Here is a 17,079-nt window from a genome sequence, read left to right as displayed (position 1 = left end):
GTGAATAAAACAAAAAGACAGCTGGTACGAGACAGAAAAGAGGAGATTCCGGTTCTATGATGAAGGTATATATATGTCCGTCCTGCGGCTGGATGCGCGTAGTGTCCAGACGCAAGGATGTGGAATGCTACAAGTGCAGTGAGCCGCAGATGGTTCTTGCAAAAATGGATTTCGGTAAGTACACGGAAATGTCAGAAGAGGAAAGGAAAGATTATTCCGATGGATGGCTTTACATCCATCAGAAGAAGCATTGAGCATATGAAGATTACAGTGCAGAAGGTTATCAAAGGGGTGCGTTATCTGAAGCATTACGGAGTGAAGGAGTTTTTCATCCGGCTGCAGGAGAAGATGGAAGCGGAAAATGTGCCGTATGAGCCATGGTATGAGCATCACAAGGCGACGGAGGAGACGCTGCGCCGTCAGCGGAAGCAGTCTGCTGCGTGGAAGGGAGCACCCCGCGTCAGCATCGTGGTGCCGCTCTATTGTACCAATGAGACATTCCTGCGGGAGATGATCGGTTCGGTGCAGGTGCAGAGCTACGAAAACTGGGAACTCTGTCTGGCAGACGGAAGCCCGAAGGAAGAGGCGGTGCGTCTTGAGGCGGTTGTGCGGGAATGTGCCGGAGAGGATGCACGCATCTGTTACCGCAGACTGGAAAAAAATCTTGGAATTGCCGGCAATACCAATGCGGCGATTGCAATGGCGCACGGGGAGTGGATTGCACTTTTAGATCATGACGATCTGCTGGCGCCGGACGCACTGTATGAGACCGTGCATCTGATTCTGCGGGGACCGAAGGATGAGACCGGAGTTGCCGCGACCGGTTTTCACAAAGCCGGTGCGCAGTATGACATGATCTACACGGATGAAGACAAGGTGGACATGGATGGAAAAACGCATTTCCAGCCGCACTTTAAGCCAGACATCAATATCGATCTGCTCCGATCCAACAACTATATCACGCACTTTACCATGATGCGGAAAACGCTTCTGGAGAAAGCCGGCATGATCCGTGAGGAGTATGACGGTGCGCAGGATTACGACCTGTTTCTGCGCTGCGTGGAATGCGCAGAGGCCATCGGACATGTGCCGCGGGTGCTCTACCACTGGCGCTGTCACACGGAATCGACGTCGGAAAACCCGTTTTCCAAGCAGTATGCGGTGGATGCGGGACGGCGCGCGCTCGAGGATCATCTGAAGCGTCAGGGGATTGCGGGGGAAGTGACGGCGACAAAGGATATGGGCTTTTACACGGTGCGCTATCCTTACAGCGGCAATCCGCTGGTCTCGATCGTGATACCGAGCAGGGATGAAGTGGAGACGTTAAAAAAATGTCTTGCAGCCATTCAAAAAACGCATTATGCAAATTATGAAGTCATTGTGGTGGAGAATAACAGCGCTCCGGAGACATTTGACTTTTACCGCTCGATCACATCCGAAGAGGTGAAAGAGGGCGAAGCGGTGTGCTATGAGGGAACCTTATCCGGCGGACAGCGGATCTGCGTGGCAGTCTGGAAGGAAGGGTTTAATTATTCGGCGCTTAACAATTTCGGCGTCTCTCATGCAAAGGGCGAATATCTGGTGCTTATGAACAATGACATCGAGATGATTACCGAAGACTGGCTCGAAGAGATGCTTGGCACCTGCCAGCGCAGGGAGGTCGGTGTCGTGGGAGCGAAGCTGTATTATCCGGATGATACCGTGCAGCATGCGGGAATCGTTGTCGGAATCGGCGGCAATGCGCGTGGCATCGGGCAGAACATGTTTATGGGACTGCAGAGAGCGCGCAGCGGATACCTGCACAAGGCGTCGCTTGCGATGGATTACTCGGCGGTCACGGCGGCATGCCTGATGGTAAAGCGGAGTATCTACGAGGCGGTGGGCGGATTTGAGGAAAAGCTTGCCGTGGCGTTCAATGATGTGGACTTCTGTCTGAAAGTCCGCAAAGAGGGTTACCTTGTGGTGTACCAGCCGCGGGTGGAAGCCTATCACTACGAATCCAAATCGCGCGGAAGCGAGGATTCCCCGGAAAAAGTGGCGCGCTTCGGACGGGAGATCGAATATATGCGGAATCACTGGATCGGCATTTTAAAGAACGGTGATCCCTACTACAATCCAAACTTTTCAACGGTATATCCGAATTATGCGCTGAGAGATTATCATTAAGCGGAGGTATTACATGGCGAGTCAGCCGGAAGTTACGGTGATTATTCCGAATTACAACGGAAGGAAGCTTTTGGAAAATTGTATACAGACCTTAGAGAGACAGACCTGCACGGATTTTAAGCTTCTGGTGGTGGACAACGGATCGGACGACGGCAGTACAGAGGTGACCTCCAGCCTGGATCTTACGATGCTTGCGCTAAAGGAGAATACGGGCTTCTGCGGAGCGGTGAACGAGGGCATCCGGCGCGCGGATACGCCGTATGTGATCCTGCTCAACAACGACACGGAGGTTCTGCCGGAATTCGTGGAGGAGCTGCTGGCTGCGATCAAAAAATCGGACCGCATCTTTTCCGCGGGGGCAATGATGATTGATTATCACGACAGAGAGCGCATCGATAATGCCGGCGACTATTACACGGCATTCGGATGGGCGGTGGCGCGCGGAAAAGGAAAACCGCTGGCGGATTTTAACAGACCGTGCCGTGTGTTTTCCTGTTGCGGCGGCGCTGTCATATACCGCACCGGGCTGCTGCGTGAAATGGGGCCGTTTGACGAGCGCCATTTTGCATATCTCGAGGATGTCGATATGGGGTATCGGGCAAAAATCCACGGATACATCAACTGCTATGCGCCCGGAGCGCGGGTGTATCATGTGGGGAGCGCTACTACAGGAACACGTTATAATGAGAAAAAGGTGTTCCTCGCGGCGCGCAATTCGATGTATCTGATCTACAAGAACATGCCATTTTTACAGCTGCTGATCAACCTGCCGCTGATCCTTTCAGGTATTCTCATCAAGAGTCTGTTTTTCCTGAAAAAGGGGTTTGCGGGAGAATATTTAAGGGGAATCGGTGCCGGGATTACCGGGTGCCGCGGATGCAAAAAAGTGCGGTTCTCATGGAAAAATCTGGGGAATTACGCGCTCATACAGCTGGCTTTGTGGGGCAATGTGATCCGGATTCTGGCAGGAAGATAAATTTGATCGTCAAACAAATCTTTAAAAAATATTAAGAAAATGTTACAGAATGTTTGCGAAAAAGGCGTTGTGCTTTTATGGAAATTATTGTATCATTGATGTTATATGGTAGTTAGAATTCGCAAAAGGATAGCAATATGATAAAAGACAATCAGCAGTACTTTAATAAGCTGCATGTACTGATCGATGCCTTGGTTATCATCGTATCGTATGTGTTTGCATGGTGGCTGAAGTTCCTGAGCGGTATTCTGGATCATGAAGTCGGCGTACTCTCATTTGAGTTCTATATGAGGGCGCTGCTGCTCATTGTTCCGGTGTATATTTTGTTGTATTATGCGTTCAATCTGTACACGTCCAAGCGCGTGCAGGGGAGACGGCTGGAGTTTTCCAACATTGTGATGGCGAATACGGTTGGACTGCTGCTGATGTTTGCGGCTCTCTTTACCCTGACGTCTTACAATCCGCAGTATCGCAACTTTTCACGGGAGATGCTTTTCTATTTCTACGTGACCAATATTGTGATGGAAGAGATTGTCCGCCTTTTGATCCGCAGATTTCTGCGAAGTATTCGCAGAAGGGGATACAATTTAAAGCACATTCTGCTCGTCGGCTATTCAAGAGCGGCAGAGCAGTATATCGACAGAATTCAGCAGAATCCGCAGTGGGGATACAATGTGCGAGGGGTATTGGATGACAATATTGCCAGAGGCATCTCCTATAAGGGAGTGAAGGTCATCGGCAGTATTGGTAATCTCAACTACATCCTGCCGCAGAACAGTCTCGATGAGATTGCAATCACCCTCGGACTGGAAGAATATTATAAGCTGGAAAAAATAGTTGCGGAGTGTGAGAAGTCCGGCGTGCACACCAAGTTCATTCCGGATTACGGCAACATCATACCTACGAGACCTTACACGGAGGATCTTCTGGGTCTCCCCGTGATCAATATCCGCTATGTGCCGCTGTCCAACACGTTCAACGCATTTGTGAAGCGCTGTATGGATGTGGTGGGATCGATTGTGTGTATCATCCTCTTTTCACCGGTGATGCTGCTGTCGGCAATCCTTGTCAAGGCGACATCGAAGGGACCGCTGATCTTTGCACAGGAGAGAGTGGGGCTGCACAATAAGCCGTTTCAGATGTACAAGTTCCGCACCATGTATGTGCAGACGGAGGAGGAAGAACAGAAAGGCTGGACGAAGAAGAACGATCCGCGTGTCACAGGAGTCGGAAAGTTCTTGCGCAAGACAAGCCTGGACGAATTCCCACAGTTATTTAATGTGCTGAAGGGCGATATGAGTCTGGTGGGACCAAGACCCGAGCGTCCGCAGTATGTAGAGAAATTCCGGGAAGAGATCCCGAGATATATGATCAAGCATCAGGTGCGTCCGGGAATGACCGGCTGGGCTCAGGTCAACGGATACCGTGGAGACACGTCGATCCGCAAGCGCATTGAGCATGATCTGTACTACATCGAGAACTGGACACTAGGGCTGGATGTCAAGATTCTGTTCCTCACGGTTTTCAAGGGATTTATCAATAAAAATGCATATTAGGAGAAAAATTTATGAGTAGTAGTGGCAACAGCAGAAATGGGGCACATAGCAGCAACGGGGCGCACAGCAGCAACCGGACACAGACAGGCGGCAGCGGACATCCGCAGAAGAAGCCGCTGACAAAAGCACAGAAGGCAGCGATCCGCAAGAAGAAGCGTCAGAAGAAGATTATTCTCGTTGTGGTTGAGATCCTGGTACTTCTGCTTCTGGCAGTTGTATTGTTTGCGGTAGTGAAGCTCTCCAAGATCCAGAAAGATACTTCTTTCAATGAGAGTGATCTGGAAGTTAACGAGGGAATTTCCTCAGAATCCCAGCAGATCATGAAGGGGTATACGACGATAGCGCTGTTCGGACTGGACAACCGTTCCAACGGCAACTTATCCAAGGGTAACAGCGACGTGATTATGATTGCGAGCATCAACAACGATACACATGAGGTGAAGCTGGTATCTGTGTACAGAGATTCCTATCTCGACATCGGCAACAGCACCTACCGGAAATGTAATGCAGCCTATGCGAACGGCGGACCGGAGCAGGCGATCTCCATGTTAAATACGAACCTTGATTTAAATATTACGGATTATGTGACCGTGGACTTTAATGCGGTGGTAGAGTGTGTGGATCTTCTCGGCGGTGTTGAGATGACCGTAACCGATGAGGAAGCGGTGCTGATGCACGGCTACATGGATGAGATCTCCAAGCTGACCAAGAAGAAATCCAAGTATCTGCCGGGAGCCGGCACCTACACAATGGATGGTGTACAGGCATGTGCATTCGCGCGTATCCGTTATACGGCCGGTGATGACTATAAGCGTACCGAGCGTCAGAGAGCAGTGCTCACGGCGATGATCCAGAAGGCGCAGAAGGCCGATCTCAAGACGATCAACAGCCTGATTGACGAGGTATTCGGCGATATTAAGACAAGCTACAGTAACACCGACCTGATTGCACTTGCATCCCAGGTATTCAATTACAGCCTTGGCGAGACGACCGGATTCCCGTTTGAGAAGAATACGGTCACGCTCGGTTCCAAGGGAAGTGTGGTAGTACCGTGTGATCTGAAATCCAACGTCATTCAGCTGCATCAGTTCCTGTACGATGATACGGAATATGAGCCGACAGACACGGTAAAGAGCAACAGTGAAAAGATTATCAGTGATACCGGATTCCACCAGGGAGATGGCTATTGATGCGTGTAGATATCATAATTCCGACTTACAAACCGGATGACACTTTTTGTCTGCTCCTGCAAAAATTGCAGGAGCAGACCTTTGTTATACATGAACTTATTCTGGTTAATACCGAGGAAGCACTGTGGAATGAGGCTGTACGGAAGTATCCGATCGAACAGATTCGGAAGGAGCTTCCGTTTTCTAGCCGCATTTTTCACATGACCAGAGAGAACTTTGACCACGGCGGTGCCAGGAATATGGGAGCGGGGTATTCCGAAGCGGATATTCTGATATTCATGACACAGGATGCGGTGCCGGCAGACGAAAGGCTGGTGGAACATCTGGTGCATGCGCTCACATCCGGTGCGCACGGTCCGGGGACTCCAGCCAAAGGTGCGGTTGCGGTCGCGTATGCAAGGCAGCTCCCGCGGGAGGACTGCGGCATCATCGAGCGCTATACCAGACAGTTTAATTATCCCGATGAGGGATGCGTCAAGAGCCGTGAGGACATACCGCGGCTTGGCATTAAGACTTTTTTCTGCTCGGACGTGTGCGCTGCATACCGCAGGGATCTGTTTGAGCAGCTCGGCGGATTTGAATCGCCGGTTATTTTTAACGAGGATATGTTTTTTGCGGCGCATGCAGTGCAGGAAGGATACAAGGTTGCGTATGCGGCGGACGCCGAGGTGGTTCATTCGCACAACTATTCGGTGAAGCAGCAGTTTCACCGCAATTTTGATCTGGCGGTGTCCCAGACGGCACATCCGGAGATCTTTGAGCAGGTCAGCTCGGAGGCGGAGGGCATGCGTCTGGTGAAAAATACGATGGGTTATCTGTGTAAGATTCACAAGCCGTATCTGATCTGGAAGTTAGGGTGGCAGTGTGTCGGCAGGTACGCCGGCTATTTTCTGGGAAAACGCTATCAGAAGCTTGGCAGAAGACAGATCTTGAAGTGTACCATGAGTCCGTATTACTGGAAGCGGATATGGTCAGAAAAGTAGGGAGCAGAAAATGAGTAACATACTATATATCGTAGTACCCTGCTATAATGAGCAGGAGGTACTTCCGGAGACATCCAAAAGACTGCGGGAAAAAGTGCAGACATTACGTCAGGGCGGCAAAATCGACGCGGACAGCCGGATTCTGTTTGTGAATGACGGATCGAAAGACGCGACGTGGGAGATGATTCAGAAGCTTCACGAGGAGAATTCCGTATTTTCCGGTGTCAATTTATCCAGGAACCGCGGACATCAGAATGCGCTTCTGGCAGGGATTGCGGTGGCGGCGGAACATGCGGATATGATCGTCTCCATGGATGCGGATCTGCAGGACGATGTGGATGCGATGGACCGCATGATCGATGCCTATGAAGCGGGAAATGATATTGTCTATGGCGTGCGGTCTTCCAGACAGAAGGACACGTTTTTTAAGCGCAACACGGCACAGCTTTTTTACCGGATGCTTCATTTCCTGGGGGCGGAGATCGTGTACAATCACGCGGATTACCGGCTGTTAAGCAGACGTGCCGCAAAAGGACTCCTGTCTTTTGAAGAGGTGAATCTGTTTCTGCGTGGAATTGTTCCAATGGTGGGCTATCAGAGTACGACCGTAACCTATGAGCGCGGGGAGCGTTTCGCGGGGGAGAGCAAATATCCGCTTGGAAAAATGGTGGCATTTGCGCTGGAGGGAGTGACATCGCTCTCGGTCAAGCCGATCCGCATGATTACGATGGGCGGATTGTTTGTGTGCCTCGTCAGCCTGGGAATGCTGATTAAGGCGTTTGTGGATTACGCGAACGGCAATGTGGAACCGGGGTGGACAAGTGTGATTATTTCCATCTGGGTGCTCGGCGGTCTGCAGCTGTTTGCGATTGGAATTATCGGAGAGTATATCGGGAAGACGTATATGGAGACGAAACGGCGTCCGAGATATCTGATTGAATCGGTGCTTTTGGATGCAGTAGAGCAGGAAGACACTCCCGGCAGGGAATAACGGTTTTGATTTCGGAATAACCGGTTGTGATTTCTTTTGGGCATGGAATCTGTGGAATAGAGGGTTTTATGAGTAAAAAATATAAAGTGTGGATTTTTTGGGCATTGATGCTGATCGGGGCACTTCTGGTGGTAAGTCAGGGCAGCTATTCGGATGGCGACGATGCCTTTTTTTATCAGTATACGAACAGTATGGGATTTGGAGAGTATCTGTCCTGGCGCTATCAGACCTGGGTGGGAAGAATGTCGGGAGAGGCGTTTGTGTATCTTGCGTTCCGGCTAGGGCTCGGCTTCTGGCGTGTGGTAAATGCCGTGATGCTGGTGCTTCTGCCGGTGGGGGTGCTGCGCTTGTCAGAAAAGGCGGCAGGGATTGGTGTACACAGTGAGGAAGCGATCGGACCCTGCGCAGCGGCAGTGGGCGGCTATTTTCTCATGAACATTATGACTGTCGGCTATGCGGCGGTCTGGGTGAATGGTTCCATCTTCTATACCTGGTGTTTTACCTGCGGAATCTGGGCGCTGATGCCTTTTGCGGACGCAGTGTTCGCAAAGCCGGGGGAAGAGCCTGCGCTGAATAAGAAATATTTTCTGATCAGCATACCGTGCGCGGTGGCAGGAACGATGTCCATCGAGCAGATGAGCGCTGTTTTGCTGACGTTTGAGGTGTTGGCGGTTGTCGCACTGTTCCTTCGCCATAAAAAAGTGCATCCGCTTCTTCTGGTTCAGACACTTACGACAGCGGTAGCGTTTGTGATTCTGTTCTCGGCTCCCGGCAATGAGATCCGTGTGGCAAGTGAGATTGCAAACTGGATGCCGGAATACGAGACGATGCCTTTCGGACAGCATGTGTTCATCACGATACACTGGCTGCTGTCATCGTTTGCAAATGAGAACAAACTGTTTTTATGCGGCATCTGGGTTGTGGGAATCCTTCTTCTGCTGCAGCAGGAGCAGAAGAAAAAGAGAGACTGGATCGCTCTTGGGATCGCGGCGGTCTTTACCCTGGCAGCACTGCTTCCTTATGCAGGCTTTGATCTGTTATCGGATATGGGGATGCAGTATATCAATATTGAAGCGTGCGTGTACCAGGTGCCGTCCATGGCGGTGATGACGCGGGAAGTGATCCTTGCGATGATCTGGTGGGCTGCGGCGCTGCTTTTCACCCTGCCGTTTTTATGGCGCGTGTCAAAAAAGCACATCACGCTGATGCTCGCCTATCTTGCGGGAATCGCGAGTGAGGCGATTATGTATTGCTCTCCGACGATGTATGCGTCCGGTGCGCGTGTTTATTATCTGACGGATCTTTTATATCTGTTTATTATTTTGACACTTGCATTTTCCCTGAAAAAGAAGCGCTGGAGAAATGGATTCTATGTGGGACTGCTCGTGGCGGGCGTTTGGAATCTGGTGTGGCAGGTCCTTTTTTAGACAGAAAAGAACAGAAACATACTTTTTTGATACTTTCGTCACAATTACATCACATTTTCCCTGTAAACTGCATCATAGAAAGTGAGAGAGAAAAAGAAATACTCACTGGAACAGAACAAAGAGTTGTCAGGGAAAGGAGCAATTATTATGGATAACAATGAATGTAATCATAACCAGTCTTCCGATTCCTTCTATTCATATAATAACGGAACGAATCAGAACGGCACATCGCAGAACAATGGAGCATACAGCGCAAACGGAGCTTACCAGAATGGCAGCGCATACGGTCAGAACGGAGGAACCTACCAGAACGGAGGAACTTACCAGAACGGAGGAACCTACCAGAGCGGCACACAGAATAACAGTGCATACGGCCAGAACGGAGGAACCTACCAGAACGGCGGTTATCAGCAACAGTTCTACCAGAGCCAGGGAGCCGGGAATGCGGCGTACGGTCAGAATCCTTCCGGCAAGAAGGAAAAGAAGAGAAGAGAAAAGAGAGAGAGAAAGCCGGGCGGCTTTGGTATGAAGCTTGCAAAATGTGCGGCACTGGCACTTGTCTTCGGGCTGGTATCCGGAACGGTGTTCGAGGGCGTACATCTCGCATCGGGTCAGATTTTCGGAGACTCGGATTCCACGGTGGCAGCCACAGGCAGCGTGCTGACACAGTCCGATTCCAACACCAAGATTGAGGCGACCGGCGCATCATCCAGCTATGTGGCATCCGATGTCTCTGACATCGTGGAAGCGGTAATGCCTTCTATCGTATCGATCACGAATGTGAGCGAATCCCAGTATCAGAGCTTTTTCGGCGGAACACAGACACAGCAGAGCACAAGCTGCGGTTCCGGTATTATCGTGAGCCAGGATGCAGACAATCTTTACATTGCGACCAACAATCATGTGGTGGAGGGTGCAGACAGCCTCACAGTCGCATTCAGTGACAACACAACCGTCAGCGCGGAGATCAAGGGTACCGATCCTTCCACAGATCTTGCAGTTATCCGCGTTGCGTTAAGCAGCATCGATTCTGACACATTAAATACAATCAAAGTTGCAACACTTGGCAATTCGGATGATCTGAAAGCCGGACAGGCAGCGATCGCCATCGGTAATGCACTCGGCTATGGTCAGTCTGTGACAACCGGTGTCATCAGCGCATTGAACCGTGAGGTAACCGTATCCGATTCCAACAGCAACACAAATTACACCGCAGAACTGATCCAGACCAGTGCAGCGATCAACCCTGGTAACAGTGGCGGTGCACTGCTCAATGCAGCAGGCGAGGTCATCGGTATCAACTCTGTAAAATATGCAGACACAAGTGTTGAGGGAATCGGTTATGCGATCCCGATCAGCACAGCAATGCCGATCATTGAGGACCTGATTACGAAGGAAAAGGTAGATGAGGCAGACAGTGCATATCTTGGTATCAGCGGCGTCGATGTCACAAGCGATGTGGCAAAAACCTACAATATGCCGACCGGTGTCTATGTAGCACAGGTAAAAGAGAACTCCGCCGCAGAGCAGGCTGGAATTCAGAAGGGCGATATTATTACCGCATTTGACGGCAAGGATGTCTCCTCGATGGAGGATCTGTCCTCTAAACTTCAGTATTACAAAGCAGGAACGACCGTGGATGTCACCATCCAGAGATCTTCCAACGGACAGTATGAAGAGCAGACGCTCTCTGTCACACTGGGAAAGAAGAACTGACAGAGAAAGGGCTGACACAGAGGCAGTAAGTTTATGATAGGAGCACTTGCAGGGATAAGTTCCAAATGCAACAGGCGGCGGTAAATCTGACCGCAAAATCCGGCATTTCTAACCACGCCGCGCTTCGCATCTGCGATGATCTGTGTCTTTCCAAGCTTTGAACACTCCGCAGGATGTGTCCGCAACCTGCAGACAATTTTAGGATTCTCGTGTGTCCCTTGCGTCACCAGGGAATCCGCTCATTGTCTGCGGTTTGTCGGACACATCCTGCGGAGTGTCAAAGCGTGGCAAGAGACACAGAATGTGATGCAAAGTGCGGCATGGAAGAAATACTCGAATTTTGCTTCAAAGATTTACCGCCGCCTGTTGCATTTTGGAACCAGACACCTGCAAGCCCGTTATGATAAGCCGGCTGCCTCTGTGTCAGTCCCTTTGATCTGTCAGTCTTCTGTCTCAGTGTTCCATCTTCCAGAAGGCTGCAGAGTAAGGCGGGAGCGTACTGCCACCTCCAAAGTCGTGCGTCTCCCCGGTGAGCAGGTCAACAGCTGTGCCGCAGCTTGCGTCGAAATGCGCCGTGAAGCTTTCGGAATCTGCGTTGATGGCGACTAGCACACGCTCATTGGCGCTTTTCCGCTCAAAGATGGACTGCTTATTCGTGAGCAGGACAGAGCGGAAATCGCCGTAGTTTAACGCCTCGGAAGACTTTTTCGCGGCGACAAGGCGGCTGATGAAATCCGTGAGCGTGGTCCATTCCGGTGCGTCAAAGCAGGCGCGCAATGCGGGATCGCCGTCCTCTTTTCGCGCTTTGGCACCCCATTCACTTCCGTAGTACACGCATGGAATGCCCGGCATGCCGAACTGCATGGCATAGATTAACGGAAGGTGCGCCTCGTTTGAGAGGATGCTTGCCACACGGGTGACGTCATGGTTGTCGACGAAGGAGAGCAGGTGCTTTCCCTTGTACAGAGTCCAGTTGTCCGGGCCGAACTGGCGCAGCAGAGAGTGATTGATCTCGAACATGTTCATGGAGTTAAAACTGGAATACAGTCCTTTGTAGCACTCATAGTTTGTTACGGAGTGCAGCATGGTGTCGTTCATGATCTGGTTGTAATCGCCGTGTACGACCTCGCCGACCAGGAAGAAATCTGGCTTTAAGGTGTCACAGTAGGCGCGCAGCCTTCGGATAAAATCATGGTCGAGGCAGTAAGCCACATCCAGCCGCAGTCCGTCGATGTCAAACTCATCTATCCAGCCCTTGATGCAGGAAAAGAGGTGTGCGATGACATCCTCGTTGTGCAGATTCAGCTTTACGAGATCATAATTCCCTTCCCAGCCCTCATACCACAGCCCGTCGTTATAATTGGAATTCCCGTCAAAACTGATATGAAACCAGTCCTTGTAGGGAGAGTCCCATCTCTTCTCTAAAACGTCCTGGAATGCCCAGAAACCGCGGCCGACGTGATTGAAGACGCCGTCTAAGACGACTTTGATGCCGGCGGCGTGGAGGTTGTCACACACTTCCTTAAAATCCGCGTTGGTGCCAAGTCTTGTGTCGATCTTTGTGTAATCTCTGGTATTGTAGCCGTGGGTGTCCGATTCAAAGAGCGGTGAAAAATATACGGCGTTTGCGCCAAGCTTTTGAATATGAGGAATCCAGTCGTTTACCTTTTGGATGCGGTGGGTGAGAACCCCGTCATTTTCAAAAGGTGCGCCGCAGAACCCAAGCGGATAGATCTGATAAAATACACTTTCATATGCCCACATAATGCGTTGCCTCCTGTGATTGCTTTTTTATTTCGCTGTGCTCATGTCGTGTGATTTTTTAGAGCAGGCGCGCTGTGCAGTGATTACGGTGTCACGCAGACCGCCCCGTTCCAATGCGGCGACAGCCTCGATCGTCGTTCCGCCCGGAGAGCACACGGCGTCTTTGAGTTCGCCGGGGTGCCTGCCGGTCTCCAATACCATTTTGGCTGCGCCGTAGACGGACTGGGCGGCAAATTTGTAAGCCTGTGCCCGCGGCATGCCGTCAGCAACGGCAGCGTCTGCCATTGCCTCGATAAACAGATAGACATAGGCAGGGGAGGAACCGGACACGCCCACAACGGCGTCGATGAGGCTCTCCGGTACGACTTCTGCTTTTCCAAAGGAGTTGAAGATCGCCTGCACTTCGGAAAGCTCGGCTTCGGTGACATGTGCATTGACACACAGGGCACTCATCGCTTCGCCGACGAGGGCAGGTGTGTTTGGCATGGCGCGAACGAGCTTGATCTCTTTGCCAAACGCCTCTTCGATGGCAGCAATGGTCTTGCCAGCAGCGATGGAGACGATGATGCAGCTGCTCTTCACATGCGGGGCAATCTGCGGAATCACCTCATCAAATTTGTTCGGCTTGACGGCGAGAAACAGAATATCGCTGCGCTCGGCGACCGTCTCATTGGAGAGTGTCGTCTCGATGGAAAACCGGCTGTGAATGGCGTCGAGTGTCTCCTTGGAGTGTGCACTGGCGATTACCTGCCCCGTGGTTACCAGGGAGGCGTTTAAGATGCCGCCGATCATGGCGCTGCCCATGTTGCCGGCACCGATGAAACCAATGATTTTGTCAAACATATCAAAAACCACCTTTCTATGTATTGTATGCTGATACCAGAACAGCCGGCTAAAGATAGCCGGCTGTCTTTCTATAAAATATGGTAGCGTTTTTAGAACCAAACGTCAAGTCCTGGTGTACGATGTTTAGAAATCTGTCAGATTGGCAGCTCTCTTCTCAAGGAATGCGCCCATTCCCTCTTTCTTGTCATGTGTGTCGTTGACAACACCAAAGAGGTTTGCTTCCATCTCAACGGCATTCTTGATGTCCATGTCGTAGCCGTTGTTGATTGCTGCCTTGGCAACGGAGACTGCGTAGCTTCCCTTGGAGATGATCTTTGCAGCCATAGCCTTTGCGGTAGCCATCAGTTCTTCTTTTGCGACAACCTTATTTACAAGGCCGATGCGGTATGCTTCGTTGGCATCGATATTGTCACAGGTAAAGATCATTTCTTTGGCACGTCCCATACCAACAAGACGGGCAAGTCTCTGGGTACCGCCGAATCCAGGGATAATACCAAGACCGCACTCCGGCTGTCCGAAAACAGCATTGTCGGATGCGATACGGATATCACACGCCATAGCAATCTCACATCCGCCGCCGAGAGCAAAACCGTTGACAGCAGCGATGGTAACCTGACGCATATTCATTAACTTGAAAAATGGAACAGAAGCCTTGATGCCGAATGCTCTTGCTTCCGGAGCGGTGAAGTTCACCATCTCGGAGATATCAGCGCCTGCAACGAAAGACTTGAACTCGTTGCCCTTCTTGTCCGGACCGCCGGTTAAGATGACAACCTTGACATCGTCCATAGCTTCGATCTCAGTCAGAGCCGTGTTTAACTCGTCAAGAGTCTCACTGTTTAATGCGTTAAGAGCTGCCGGTCTGGAAATGGAAAGAACAGCAGTCTGGTCAGCGATTTCCAATTTCAAATTGTTAAATTCACTCATTCTAAAACCCTCCTGAATAGTTTGATAAAAAATTAACAAATTACTAATATTAGAGTACAGCGTTTTCTAAAATTTGTCAATAGAAAACAGTATTTTCATTTGGAAAGAAAGGGGGTATAATAAATCCTAAAATGAGTACGTTACTAAGGAGTCATACATATGAGCACAAAGAGATCTTATCTGTCAAAAGTTGTTGTGGAGATGCCGGATTCCGGTATTAAGGATTTTTTCGATATTGCAAATACCATGGACGGGGCTCTGTCTCTTGGCGTCGGGGAGCCGGACTTCCAGACGCCGGAGCATGTCAGGGAGGCGGCGGTCGCCTCCATCCGGCGCGCCGAGACGAAGTACACCGACAACCGCGGTACCGTGGAGCTGCGTGCGGCGGCAGCGGAGTATCTGGAAAAGTTCGATCTGCACTATGACCGGGCGGATGAGATCCTTATTACAATGGGTGCAAGCGAGGGGATTGATCTGGCGCTGCGTACGCTGGTGGATCCGGGAGACGAAGTGCTGGTGGTTGAACCCGCCTATGTGTCCTACGTTCCCTGCGTGGAGCTGTGCGGGGGAATTCCGGTATCGATTCCGCTGCAGGCGAAGAACGGATTCCGTCTGACGGCGGAGGAACTGGAGGAAAAGATCACAGGGCGGACAAAAGTGCTTCTCATCTCTTTTCCGAATAACCCGACGGGCGCCATCATGGAAAAGGCGGATCTGGAGGCGATCCGCGAGGTGGTGCTCGCCCATGACCTCTTTGTGATTACGGACGAGATCTATGCAGAGCTCACCTACGGCAGAAAGCATGTGTCGATCGCGGCGCTGCCGGATATGTATGAGCGCTGCGTGGTTCTAAACGGTTTTTCAAAGGCGTTTGCAATGACCGGATGGCGTATGGGTATCGCGGCGGGGCCGGCGGAGGTCATTTTCCATATGAACAAGATCCATCAGTTCACGACGATGTCGGCGGGGACGACTTCACAGTATGCGGCATTGGAAGCGTTCACGAGTCCGGTGCGGGACGAGGAGATCGATGTGATGCGCCAGGAGTATGACGAGAGACGTCACCTGATGGTGGACGGATTCCGGGCGATGGGACTTAAGGTGGTTGAGCCGGAGGGAGCGTTCTATGTGTTCCCGTCGATCAAAGAGATCGGGCTCACCTCGATGGAATTCTGCAGCCGGCTTTTGCAGGAGCAGAAGGTGGCGGTGATACCGGGAGATGCCTTTGGAAGCTGCGGCGAGGGATACATCCGGTGTTCCTATGCGTATTCCAAGGATGTGATAAAGAAATGTCTGGAAAAAATTGCGGCGTTTGTGGCGCAGTTTGACCTGGATTTAAACGCTTGACAGTAGAGACGGAGAAGAGAATGCTGGATAATTATCATCTGAACCAGTTGGCAGAGCCTCTGCTTGCGTGGTTTGTAGATCACGCGCGGGTGCTCCCGTGGCGTGAGAGACCGGAGCCTTACCGCGTGTGGGTCTCGGAAATCATGCTGCAGCAGACCAGAGTGGAGGCAGTAAAGCCGTATTATGAGCGCTTTTTAAAAGCATTGCCGGATGTGGCGGCGCTTGCAGCCTGTCCGGAGGATCAATTGATGAAGCTCTGGGAGGGGCTTGGTTATTACAACCGCGTGAGAAATATGCAGAAAGCCGCAGTCACCGTGACGGAGGAGTATGATGGAGTGCTTCCGGCGGATTATGGGAAGCTTCTGGAATTGAAAGGGATCGGTTCCTACACAGCGGGTGCCATCGCATCGATCGCCTATGGGATACCGGTGCCTGCGGTAGACGGAAATGTGCTGCGGATCTTGACGCGTGTGGCGGCGGACGATACCGACATCATGAAACAGTCGTTCCGCAGTGCGGTGGAAGCGCAGCTGGGAGAGATGATGCGGGAACTTACGGTTCCTGAGGAGCTTCGGCGTGTCCTTCGCGATGAAAATGTTCCCGGCGCGCTCAACCAGGCGATGATGGAGCTTGGGGCGACAGTCTGTGTGCCGAACGGCGCACCTCTCTGTGAGGAATGTCCGTGGAGTAAGATGTGTCTTGCGAGAGCACAGGGGCGCATGATGGATTTTCCGGTAAAAAGCAAGGCGAAGGCACGGCGGATTGAGGAGCGCACGGTGCTTGTCATTCGGGATGGAGAAAAGGTGGCAATCCGCAAGCGCCCGAAGAAGGGGCTGCTCGCCGGGCTGTATGAACTGCCGAATCTGTCCGGCGCATTGAGCGCCAAGGAAGTTCTTTCCTATGTAAAAGAACAGCAGTTTGCTCCGCTGCGAATCGAGAAGCTTGCGGATGCAAAGCACATATTTTCCCATATCGAGTGGAGGATGAGTGGATATGCCATTCTGGTGGAGGAAGCCGGCTTTGCCGCAGAAAAGGAACCAGAGTCAGGAAATGGGCGCACCCCGGAAGAGAAAGCGGACGGGGAAGGCGGACTGATTTTTGTGGATGCATGGGATGCGAGAGAGCGTTATGCCATTCCGTCGGCATTTTCAGCATATGCGGGTTATTTAAAAAAGGAATTTGATTAAGAT

14 protein-coding genes are annotated in these 17,079 nt (G+C 51.3%); 11 read left to right on the top strand and 3 right to left on the bottom strand.

Annotated features, from left to right (window positions below; translation table 11 throughout):
- The first annotated feature begins 56 nt into the window (after positions 1 to 56).
- The 9 genes from RHOM_RS11635 to RHOM_RS11595 all read left to right on the top strand — a co-directional run bounded on the left by RHOM_RS11635 (position 57) and on the right by RHOM_RS11595 (position 11,005).
- Complete coding sequence (locus tag RHOM_RS11635) at positions 57 to 254, top strand: DNA-directed RNA polymerase subunit M (protein WP_014080508.1); 198 nt, start codon at positions 57 to 59, stop codon at positions 252 to 254.
- A 4-nt stretch (positions 255 to 258) separates the two neighbouring features.
- Positions 259 to 2,166 carry a glycosyltransferase family 2 protein gene (locus tag RHOM_RS11630; protein ID WP_143761716.1) on the top strand — a complete coding sequence of 636 codons (1,908 nt, stop codon included), beginning with the start codon at positions 259 to 261 and terminating at the stop codon, positions 2,164 to 2,166.
- Between the two features lie 13 nt (positions 2,167 to 2,179).
- Positions 2,180 to 3,142, top strand: a complete 963-nt coding sequence (locus tag RHOM_RS11625) for a glycosyltransferase family 2 protein (RefSeq protein ID WP_014080506.1) — start codon at positions 2,180 to 2,182, stop codon at positions 3,140 to 3,142.
- Positions 3,143 to 3,279: 137 nt separating this feature from the next.
- Positions 3,280 to 4,698: an undecaprenyl-phosphate glucose phosphotransferase gene (locus RHOM_RS11620; RefSeq protein WP_014080505.1), complete on the top strand. Its 1,419-nt coding sequence runs from the start codon at positions 3,280 to 3,282 to the stop codon at positions 4,696 to 4,698.
- Positions 4,699 to 4,709: 11 nt separating this feature from the next.
- Positions 4,710 to 5,888: an LCP family protein gene (locus RHOM_RS11615; protein WP_014080504.1), complete on the top strand. Its 1,179-nt coding sequence runs from the start codon at positions 4,710 to 4,712 to the stop codon at positions 5,886 to 5,888.
- Positions 5,888 to 6,871, top strand: coding sequence for a glycosyltransferase family 2 protein (locus RHOM_RS11610; RefSeq protein ID WP_014080503.1), 984 nt, complete (start codon positions 5,888 to 5,890; stop codon positions 6,869 to 6,871). The genes RHOM_RS11615 and RHOM_RS11610 overlap by 1 nt, the downstream gene beginning before the upstream one ends.
- Positions 6,872 to 6,881: 10 nt before the next feature.
- Entirely contained in the window at positions 6,882 to 7,862 is a 981-nt protein-coding gene (locus RHOM_RS11605) for a glycosyltransferase family 2 protein (RefSeq protein WP_014080502.1), read from the top strand.
- A gap of 68 nt (positions 7,863 to 7,930) precedes the next feature.
- Entirely contained in the window at positions 7,931 to 9,289 is a 1,359-nt protein-coding gene (locus RHOM_RS11600) for a DUF6056 family protein (RefSeq protein WP_014080501.1), read from the top strand.
- A gap of 147 nt (positions 9,290 to 9,436) precedes the next feature.
- A complete protein-coding gene (locus RHOM_RS11595) occupies positions 9,437 to 11,005 on the top strand; it encodes a trypsin-like peptidase domain-containing protein (RefSeq protein ID WP_014080500.1) in 1,569 nt (522 codons plus the stop codon).
- A gap of 453 nt (positions 11,006 to 11,458) precedes the next feature.
- Here the strand turns inward: RHOM_RS11595 and RHOM_RS11590 are convergent, their stop codons facing one another.
- The 3 genes from RHOM_RS11590 to RHOM_RS11580 all read right to left on the bottom strand — a co-directional run bounded on the left by RHOM_RS11590 (position 11,459) and on the right by RHOM_RS11580 (position 14,542).
- Positions 11,459 to 12,769, bottom strand: coding sequence for an alpha-amylase family glycosyl hydrolase (locus RHOM_RS11590; RefSeq protein ID WP_014080498.1), 1,311 nt, complete (start codon positions 12,767 to 12,769; stop codon positions 11,459 to 11,461).
- Between the two features lie 27 nt (positions 12,770 to 12,796).
- Entirely contained in the window at positions 12,797 to 13,612 is an 816-nt protein-coding gene (gene proC, locus RHOM_RS11585) for a pyrroline-5-carboxylate reductase (protein ID WP_014080497.1), read from the bottom strand.
- 126 nt (positions 13,613 to 13,738) lie between these two features.
- The gene (locus tag RHOM_RS11580) at positions 13,739 to 14,542 is read right to left on the bottom strand and encodes an enoyl-CoA hydratase-related protein (RefSeq protein ID WP_014080496.1); all 804 of its coding nucleotides are present in this window, start codon (positions 14,540 to 14,542) and stop codon (positions 13,739 to 13,741) included.
- 159 nt (positions 14,543 to 14,701) lie between these two features.
- On the opposite strand from RHOM_RS11580, the gene RHOM_RS11575 reads away from it, so the two are divergent.
- Positions 14,702 to 15,889, top strand: a complete 1,188-nt coding sequence (locus tag RHOM_RS11575) for a pyridoxal phosphate-dependent aminotransferase (protein WP_014080495.1) — start codon at positions 14,702 to 14,704, stop codon at positions 15,887 to 15,889.
- Positions 15,890 to 15,909: 20 nt separating this feature from the next.
- Entirely contained in the window at positions 15,910 to 17,076 is a 1,167-nt protein-coding gene (gene mutY / locus RHOM_RS11570; RefSeq protein WP_014080494.1) for an A/G-specific adenine glycosylase, read from the top strand.
- Positions 17,077 to 17,079: the final 3 nt, after the last annotated feature.

This window comes from Roseburia hominis A2-183, assembly GCF_000225345.1.
Classification (GTDB): domain Bacteria; phylum Bacillota; class Clostridia; order Lachnospirales; family Lachnospiraceae; genus Roseburia; species Roseburia hominis.
This window is presented reverse-complemented; position numbering and strand designations above follow the sequence as displayed.

Excerpts from the sequence above, each read along its gene's own strand:
- RHOM_RS11635 (WP_014080508.1), top strand. The coding sequence starts at position 57 with ATGATGAAGGTATATATATGTCCGTCCTGCGGCTGGATGCGCGTAGTG.
- RHOM_RS11630 (WP_143761716.1), top strand. The coding sequence starts at position 259 with ATGAAGATTACAGTGCAGAAGGTTATCAAAGGGGTGCGTTATCTGAAG.
- RHOM_RS11625 (WP_014080506.1), top strand. The coding sequence starts at position 2,180 with ATGGCGAGTCAGCCGGAAGTTACGGTGATTATTCCGAATTACAACGGA.
- RHOM_RS11620 (WP_014080505.1), top strand. The coding sequence starts at position 3,280 with ATGATAAAAGACAATCAGCAGTACTTTAATAAGCTGCATGTACTGATC.
- RHOM_RS11615 (WP_014080504.1), top strand. The coding sequence starts at position 4,710 with ATGAGTAGTAGTGGCAACAGCAGAAATGGGGCACATAGCAGCAACGGG.
- RHOM_RS11610 (WP_014080503.1), top strand. The coding sequence starts at position 5,888 with ATGCGTGTAGATATCATAATTCCGACTTACAAACCGGATGACACTTTT.
- RHOM_RS11605 (WP_014080502.1), top strand. The coding sequence starts at position 6,882 with ATGAGTAACATACTATATATCGTAGTACCCTGCTATAATGAGCAGGAG.
- RHOM_RS11600 (WP_014080501.1), top strand. The coding sequence starts at position 7,931 with ATGAGTAAAAAATATAAAGTGTGGATTTTTTGGGCATTGATGCTGATC.
- RHOM_RS11595 (WP_014080500.1), top strand. The coding sequence starts at position 9,437 with ATGGATAACAATGAATGTAATCATAACCAGTCTTCCGATTCCTTCTAT.
- RHOM_RS11590 (WP_014080498.1), bottom strand. The coding sequence starts at position 12,769 with ATGTGGGCATATGAAAGTGTATTTTATCAGATCTATCCGCTTGGGTTC.
- proC (WP_014080497.1), bottom strand. The coding sequence starts at position 13,612 with ATGTTTGACAAAATCATTGGTTTCATCGGTGCCGGCAACATGGGCAGC.
- RHOM_RS11580 (WP_014080496.1), bottom strand. The coding sequence starts at position 14,542 with ATGAGTGAATTTAACAATTTGAAATTGGAAATCGCTGACCAGACTGCT.
- RHOM_RS11575 (WP_014080495.1), top strand. The coding sequence starts at position 14,702 with ATGAGCACAAAGAGATCTTATCTGTCAAAAGTTGTTGTGGAGATGCCG.
- mutY (WP_014080494.1), top strand. The coding sequence starts at position 15,910 with ATGCTGGATAATTATCATCTGAACCAGTTGGCAGAGCCTCTGCTTGCG.